Raw genomic sequence first — 7,927 nt, 5'->3', positions numbered from 1 at the left:
ATCAGGAGGCGGGGCGTGTCCAGCAGCCAGCGGGCGATGGCCACCTTCTGCTGGTTCCCGCCGGACAGCGAGCCGACGGGATCGGCGACGTCGCGGGTCTTCACCGTGACGTCCTTCGCCGTCCGCTGTGCCCGCCGCCTGCCCTCGCGGAAGTTGATCAGCGGCCAGAACCAGCCGCGGACGAGGGAGTCGAGCCCGGCGATGTTGATGTTGAAGTCGATGGAGCGGTCGAGGAACAGGCCCTCGGACCGGCGTTCCTCCGGCACGAGTCCTATCCCGGCCCGCACGGCGTCGGCGGGCTCCCGGAAGGTCACCTCCCTGCCGTCGAGGACGATCGTGCCCGCCGTGCGTTTGGTCTCCCCGTAGACGACCCGCGCGAGCTCCGTGCGTCCCGCTCCGACCAGGCCGGCGAGGCCGAGCACCTCTCCCGCGTGGACGGTGAGTGAGACATCCCTCAGCAGCCCGGCGTCGCTGACGCCGCGCACCTCGAGCACCGGCCTGCCCGTCGGACGGACCTCCCGACCGTGCTCGGCGATCTCCACGTCGCGGCCGACGATGGCCCGCACGAGATCCGCCTTCGAGACCGTCTCGCCGACGACCCTGCGCGTCACGCCGCCGTCCTTGAACACGGTCACGTCCTCGCACAGCTGCGACACCTCGTCGAGCCGGTGGGACACGAAGATGATCGCGGTGCCCGCCGCGGCGAGCTCCCGGATGATCGTGTGCAGCCGCGTGGCCTCCTGGGAGGAGAGCGAGGCGGTCGGCTCGTCCATCGCGATCATCCGCGAGTCGCGCATGAGCGCACGGCCGATGAGGACCAGCCACTTGTCGGCCGCGCTGAGCTCGTCGACGTTGGTCGAGAGGCTGAAGGTCATGCCGAGCGTCGCCGCGACGCGTCTGGCCGCCGCCCGCGAGGGGCGCCAGTCGATGACACCCAGCCGGGTGGCCGGACGCGCGCCGAGCATCATGTTGCGCAGCACGTCCCATCCGGGGATCAGGCTCATCTCCTGGTGGATGAACGCCAGCCCGTGCGCGCTGGCGGCGTCGGGATCGACGATCTCGACCGCCTGGCCGTCGACCATGATCGTGCCGGCATCGGGATGCTCGATCCCGGCGAGGCACTTGATCAGGGTCGACTTGCCCGCGCCGTTGGCCCCGATGAGACCGTGAACGACGCCGGGGCGTATCTGCAGGGACACGTCCTTCAGCGCCTGCACACCACCGAACGACTTGCTCACGCCGGAGACGGAGATCAGTGGCGTCAGAGTGGTCGATGACGCTCGGGAGTCGGTCACGGTGCTCATGTCGGTTCCTCCTACTTCAGGGCTTCTGGGTGCGAGGCGACGAAGGCCGCGACGTTGTCGGCCGTCACCAGGACACCGGGGACCTCGACGGCCTTCGGCTTCCAGCCCGAGCCGGCCTTGATCGCCTTCTGCGTCGTGGAGAACATCGTCTTGCCCTCCTTGACCCCGTCCTCGTAGACGGTGGAGGTCAGCGTGCCGTCCTGAACGGCCTTGATCGCGGTGCTCGATCCGTTGATGCCGTAGGTGAGGACGTCGGTGCGGCCCAGCTGCTTGAGCGCCGAGATGGCGCCGAGCGTCGGGTCCTCCCAGCATCCCCAGATGGCGAGCTTGCCGGAGCCCTCCGGATGACCGGCGAGCCAGGCGGTCGCGTACTTCGAGCCGTCCTGGAGGAAGCCGGGGATGTTGACCTCGTTCTTGCTCACCGTGATGTCGGGGTGGGAGGCGAGCATCTTGTCGAACAGCGTCTCGCGGTCCCTGCAGACCTGCCCGGTGCGGTAGGTGAGCGCGAGGACGCTTCCTCCGCCTGCGAGGTCGGAGATCAGCTTCTTCGTCGACGGCTCCGCGAATGGCGCCCCGTCGCCCGTCGTCATCGCGACGCCGGTGGCGAGTCCGCCTCCCCAGGTCGCGACGGGCACGCCGGCGTTCCTCGCCGCCGAGAGACCGGCTCCGAGCGACGTGGCGGGAAAGACGAGATCGAAGATCATCCCCGCGCCCTTGCTGACGAAGTTGGTCATCGCGGTGTTGGCCTGGTCGGCACTGCCGGCGGCGTCGACGACCTCCACCTTCCAGCCGGCGGCCTTGGCCGCGGCCGTCGCGCCCTGGATGACCCTGGCGTTGTTGGAGTCGGTCGCGCTGATGGTGACGATGCCGAGCAGCGTGTTCTTGCTCGCGCTCGTCGAGGTCGTTCCTTCGCCGGGGACGCTGCAGGCACTCAGGGTGACGAGCGCGGTGCTGGCCAGGGCAAGGGCGAGAACTACGGTGTTCTTCTTCTTTCGCATTGCTGGTTTCTCCTTGGGAATCGGGTGATCGGGTGATGCGGTGCTGGGATGAAAAGACAGGGGGATGCGCCTAGGCGGTCTTCCGGATCCGCGTGACCTCGTGAGGGGCCAGGTGCAGTTCGGCGACGTGGAGCCCGTCGTCGTACTCCCGGGACGGATGGCGGTCGAAGGTCGCATGCTCGTGGACGATCACCAGGCGGTTGGTGTCGCCGGCGGTCTTCACCATCTCGTCGATGATCTGGAGGCCCCGCCATCCGCTTCCGCCGCCGAATCCGATGTTGACCATCTCGCCGGACTGGCCGATGCCCTCGGCGTTCTCGTAGCTGTAGAGGGCGTCGCCGGTGATCACCCAGTTGTGGAGACCGTCGAAGACGACGACGTATTGGCCGCCCATGGTGTGGGTGTCGAGTGCCGTGCGGATGGACAGGCCGGGGAACAGGTCCTCCACGGCGCCGTCGAGCAGCCGGAGCCTTCCGCTCTCGGCCAGCTCCTCGAGCAGGGTCACGTCCTCCGGGTCGAGAGCGCCGATGATCGAGCTGTACAGGTGCTTGTTGTCGAGGGCCCACCTCGAGCTCTCCAGCTCGACCCGCTGGAGGTAGAAGGTGGCGTTGGGGAAGAACCTCGTCGCGCCGGCGTGGTCGTAGTGGGCGTGCGTCAGGATGACCGTGTCGATCTCCTCGGGGGTCACGCCGACCTTGGCGAGGATGTCGTGGGGCGAGTGCCAGTCGACGATGTCGTTGATGTCGTTGAAGTGCTTGTTCGACGAGGTGTTGTCGTGGCCGATGTCCACGAGGATCTTGTGCCCTGCACCCTCGACGTAGGCATAGCTGTAGGCGAATCGGCGGGTGCCCGCGTTCCACTGGCCGTAGAAGATGCATCCCATCGGCTGGGCGAGGCACTGAGAATACTCAAGCATCCATAGGGAATACGACATCGTTGTTGGCTTCCTTCCGTGGCGTCTCTGCCAGTCGTGCAATCGATTTCTCGACCCTATGAGGCCGCGCCTGCGAAGTCAACGCGGTTATTCGCCGATGAGGCGCTAGCCGATTCCTACGGGAGGGAGTGACATCGGTTCCCCCGGTAACCGGCGCTAACGGACCTCCTTAATGTCGGTTATGACATCATCCAGGTGTGGGCTCGGACGGGGCGGTAGGATCTGGGAATGGTCGACAGCGTTGTGGGTTCCTGGCCGGCGGTCGCCTACGAACAGCGCACCTGGGAGCCCGCTCGTGAGGTCAGGGACTCGTTCGGCCCGCTCCGCGCCTCCTCCGGACCGTACCGTGCGGCCGTCGTCCCCCTGCTCGAGGACCGTGCCATCCCGCTCTCGACCGAGACGACCACCTTCGCCACGGATGCGACGGCGGAGCTCATCCGATTCGACACCGAGCATGCGAGGTCACCGCTCCCCCTTGCCGAGCTGCTCCTCTTCGCGGAGGGCACCTCCAGTTCCGCCATCGAACGGGTCACGAGCACGGCGCAGGCGATTGCGCTCGCCCAGATCGACGAGTCGCTCGAACCGGCCGCCGGGGAGATCGCCGGGAACATCAGGGCCGTCGCCGCGGCGATCGAGCGGGCCGGCTCACTCGGCGAGAACATGCTCGTCGACATCCAGCGCATGCTGACCGCGTCGACCAGGCCGGAGCGCCGCGGACGGTGGCGGGATCAGCAGGTCTGGATCGGCGGAGGGGCGAACGCACCATATCGCGCCGCCTTCGTCCCTCCCCACCAGACCAGGGTGGCGGACCTCATGGCGGATCTGATGCAGTTCGCCAGGCGACGAGACCTGCCCGCGCTGGCCCACATCGCGGTGTGCCACGCCCAATACGAGACGATCCACCCCTTCCTGGAGGTGAACGGACGCACCGGCCGTGCCTTCATGCAGGCGATGCTGCGGCGCGCCGACATCACCCGCAGCATCGCCGTCCCGCTGTCCGCGGGGCTCCTGCAGGACACGGCCGCCTACTTCGACGCGCTCACGAGATACCGCAGCGGCCATGTCGACCCGATCGTCGCCGTCTTCAGCAGGGCTGCATTCACCGCCGTCGCCAACAGCAATCAGCTGGTGGACGATCTCACCGTTGTGGAGCACGGCTGGGCGGAGCGGAACACCTCCCGCGAGGGCTCGGCCGCCCGCCGGCTCACGGCGCTGCTGCAGTACCGGCCTGTCGTCAACGCCAGGGCGGCCATCCACTACCTTGGCGTGACCGCTCCGAACGTGCAGCTGGCCATCGACCGGCTGGTGGGCGATGGGATCCTCACCCAGATCGGCTCCGGCAGGCGCAACCGCACCTGGGCAGCCAGGGGCATCATCGACGCGCTGGATGCGTTCTCCGAGCGGACCAGACGCGGCAGGTGATGGTCTGACGGCGATCAGTCCAGCGGCAGCCTCGGCACGTCCCCCGGATCGAATCCCATGACCTGCCCGTAGAAGGACAGCTCCGCCTCGGTGGCATGGACGATCGTCTCCGCCCTGCGGAACCCGTGCGACTCCCCCTCATAGGCGAGATAGGCGTGCGGGATGCCCTTCGCGGCGAGCGCATCCCTGAACATCTCCGCCTGCGACGGCGGGACGATCCGATCATCGAGCCCCTGCAGCAGGAGCACCGGCGTCGAGAGGCGGTCGACGTTGTTCAGCGGAGCTCGGGAGTCGTACAGGTCCCCGGCCTCGGGCAGCGGACCGATCAGGCCGTCGAGGTACCGTGACTCGAAGTCGTGCGTGTCTTGAGCGAACTGTCTCAGCTCGGCGACGCCGTAGTACGAGGCGCCGGCGGCGAAGACGTCGGAGGAGGTAAACGAGGCGAGAACCGTCCACCCTCCGGCCGAGCCACCCCTGATCGCGAGGCGAGCGGGGTCGGCGAGCCCGGCATCCGCGAGTCCCACCACCGCGGCCACGGTGTCCTCGACGTCGACGACACCCCATTGCCCACGAAGCCGCTCCCGGTAGTCGCGCCCGTAGCCGGTCGAGCCGCCGTAGTTGACGTCGACGACGCCGATCCCCCTGCTCGTGAAGTAGGCGATGGTCGGATTGACGGAGGCCGAGACCCTCGAGGTCGGACCGCCGTGCACGAAGGCGATGTAGGGCGGCAGCTCGCCCTCCGGAGCGACGAAATCGGGATTCCGCGGCGGGTAGACGAAGGCGTGGACCTCCCGTTCGCCCCGGAAGGTCCGGGCCTGCGCGATCGGCAGGTAGCCGGGGTCTGGCAGATCGTCCACCGAGAGGCGCACGTCGGTCAGCTCGCCCGAGCTCAGCTCGACGATCCGCAGGCCCGTCGCAAGCGTGGAGCTGCCTCCGGTGACCAGCACCCGGTCTCCGTTGCGCGCCCCGAGCGAGATGGTGGTGAGCGGGGTCGGCAGCGCCCTCGCCTCTCCCGTGGCGGGGTCGACGATGACCAGACCGTCTTCGCCGAGCGTGCGGACCGCGAGGATGCGACCATCGTCGAGCGGGGAGAACCATCGGGTGCCGAGGTTCCACAGGGGACCGCCGTACTCGGCTGCCTCCTCGTGCAGGGCGGTGACCGAGCCCGCCATGGTCACCCGGGCGAGATTCCACCAGCCGCCGCGGTCGGTGCTGACGATCAGTGTGCTGTCGTCCGCCCACTCGGGTTGCAGCACCGACTCGGTGGTCGACCCCATCAGGGTGGTCACCTCGCCGGTCGCCAGTTCGGCGACCCGCAGCCGGGTGCCGTCCCACGGCATCTTCGGGTGGTCCCAGGCGATCCAGGCGAGCCTCGTGCCGTCGGGCGAGAACCGAGGATGCGAGAGGAAGTGGGACCCGGAGGCCAGGCTGCGGATGCCGCTGCCGTCAAGGGCGACCGCCACGATGTCCCTGGCCACGCCGCCGTCGGAATGGGTCTCCCGGACGGCGACGACCTCCTCGCCGTGGAGACCGAGGTCCCCGAAACGGAACCCCCGGTCGGGCGGGGTGAGCGGCACCGGTGTCCCGCCGCGGGCGTCGAGGCGATACATCCGCTGGTCGGAGAACTCCACGAACACCAGTGCCCCGTCCGCGGTGACGGTCCACGCCCCGCCGCCGTACTCGTGCACCCTGCTGCGCGCGTTCCAGGGCGCGGGCAGGATGTCGCCGTCGCCGTCGCGCACGGCGTAACGACCGGCCTCGCCAGGTCGCGCCTCGAGCCACCACACGTCGTCGCCGACCCAGGCGCCGCCCTGGACGGGATGGCCGCTCGCGGCCAGCTCCCTCGCGGAGATCGGTGAGCGCCAGGTGCCGTAGGGAGAGGTCGTCGTCATGGTTACCAGTCTGGCCGGTCATCAGCATTCCTCGGGCGTCCTCATCACCCTCGCAACTGTGTAAATATTGCATGATGCGCAATAATCAACCGGAGCAGGCGTGAGCACGAAGGTGGTCGATCCGATGCTCGGGGACAGCCGCATCCGCTTCCCGTCGCCCCTGTCGTTGCGGTTGCGCATCGGGCGGCGGTACGTGCCCACCTGGGTCATCCTGCTCGTGGGCTACGGACTCTCGAGGATCCTGACCACCGGGCTGCTCGCCGGCGCCTGGGCCCTCGCATCCACACAGGGCTGGACGATCGCCCACTTCGACGGCAATCCCGGCTTCCTCGGCTATCTCCAGTCCTGGGACGGTCCGTACTACCGCCAGGTGGCGCTCCACGGATATCCCACCAGCCTGCCCGCCGACAGCGCAGGCAATGTCGAGAAGAACGCCTGGGCGTTCCTGCCGCTGTATCCGATGATCGTGCGCGCCATCATGGCCGTGACCGGTCTCGATTTCGCGGTCGCGGGCGTGCTCGTGGCCCTCGTGTTCGGTGCCGCCGCCACGTTCGCCCTGCACCGGCTGCTGCTGCAGCGATTCGGTTCGACGACGGCGCTGTGGGGCGCGCTGTTCTTCTGCTTCGGGCCGATGTCCTTCGTGCTGGAGGTCACCTACGCGGAGAGCGTGTTCCTCTTCTTCATGTTCTGCGCCCTCGCCGCGATGATGTCCAGGCGGTACCTCGTGATGATCCCTTTCGGGGTCGCGGCCGCCTTCGCGCACCCCGGTGCCCTCGCCCTGGCGGCGGCCCTCGGCATCCACGGCCTCGTGCGGCTGCTTCGGCGGGAACCGTTCCCGGTCCGATCGATCGTCTCGGCGGTCACGGCGGTTGTCGTCATCGCCGCCGCCGGGCTGGCCTGGCCGCTCATCGCCTCGGCGGTCACGGGAGACCCGAGCGGATACTTCAAGAGCGAGCTGTCGTGGTGGAGCGACTACCTCGGGCGGGTGCACTTCTTCCCCTTCACCCCCTGGTTCCTGTTCGCCGGGCACTACTGGGGTCTCGTCGGAATCCTGCTGGTGATCGCGGTGCTCGCCGGGTTCGTCTGGTGGATGACCCGCAGGTCCGTCCGCGCGCTCGGCACGGATCTGCTCGCCTACACCGGCAGCTACGTCGCCTACCTGGTCGCCGTGTTCCTGCCGCAGCAGAGCCTGTTCCGGATGCTGCTGCCGCTGTCGCCGCTGCTCGGGCATCCCACCCTCTCGAGGACGCCGACCCGGCGCGGCGTCACCCTCGCCGTGAGCATCCTGCTGCAGCCGGTCGGCATCCTGCTGTTCTGGGTCATCTGGCCACCGTGAGTGACTGCGGCCCCGGGCGGATGTGAGGCACGGGCGGTTGC

Annotated in this window: 6 protein-coding genes; 2 read left to right on the top strand and 4 right to left on the bottom strand. The window is 68.5% G+C overall.

Features of this window, described 5'->3' with window-relative positions:
* From VGC18_RS00730 to VGC18_RS00720, 3 genes are all read right to left on the bottom strand, one after another.
* Positions 1-1,304 (bottom strand): sugar ABC transporter ATP-binding protein (locus tag VGC18_RS00730; RefSeq protein WP_331093198.1); only part of this gene is annotated, 1,304 nt, incomplete at its 3' end.
* 11 nt (positions 1,305-1,315) lie between these two features.
* Complete coding sequence (locus tag VGC18_RS00725) at positions 1,316-2,302, bottom strand: sugar ABC transporter substrate-binding protein (RefSeq protein WP_331093196.1); 987 nt, start codon at positions 2,300-2,302, stop codon at positions 1,316-1,318.
* 70 nt (positions 2,303-2,372) lie between these two features.
* Positions 2,373-3,218, bottom strand: coding sequence for an MBL fold metallo-hydrolase (locus VGC18_RS00720; protein WP_331093193.1), 846 nt, complete (start codon positions 3,216-3,218; stop codon positions 2,373-2,375).
* Positions 3,219-3,464: 246 nt separating this feature from the next.
* Here VGC18_RS00720 and VGC18_RS00715 point away from each other — a divergent pair, with 246 nt between their 5' ends.
* Positions 3,465-4,658: a Fic family protein gene (locus VGC18_RS00715; protein ID WP_331093191.1), complete on the top strand. Its 1,194-nt coding sequence runs from the start codon at positions 3,465-3,467 to the stop codon at positions 4,656-4,658.
* 14 nt (positions 4,659-4,672) lie between these two features.
* Here VGC18_RS00715 and VGC18_RS00710 read toward each other — a convergent pair whose 3' ends face one another.
* Entirely contained in the window at positions 4,673-6,550 is a 1,878-nt protein-coding gene (locus VGC18_RS00710; RefSeq protein WP_331093189.1) for a S9 family peptidase, read from the bottom strand.
* A 100-nt stretch (positions 6,551-6,650) separates the two neighbouring features.
* Here VGC18_RS00710 and VGC18_RS00705 point away from each other — a divergent pair, with 100 nt between their 5' ends.
* Entirely contained in the window at positions 6,651-7,886 is a 1,236-nt protein-coding gene (locus tag VGC18_RS00705) for a hypothetical protein (RefSeq protein ID WP_331093187.1), read from the top strand.
* Positions 7,887-7,927 lie beyond the last annotated feature (41 nt).

Origin of the sequence: Lacisediminihabitans sp., assembly GCF_036404185.1 — a bacterium.
In the GTDB taxonomy this organism is placed as follows: domain Bacteria; phylum Actinomycetota; class Actinomycetes; order Actinomycetales; family Microbacteriaceae; genus Lacisediminihabitans.
Note: the sequence above shows the minus strand (reverse complement) of the source record. Positions and strands in the feature narration are given on the sequence as shown.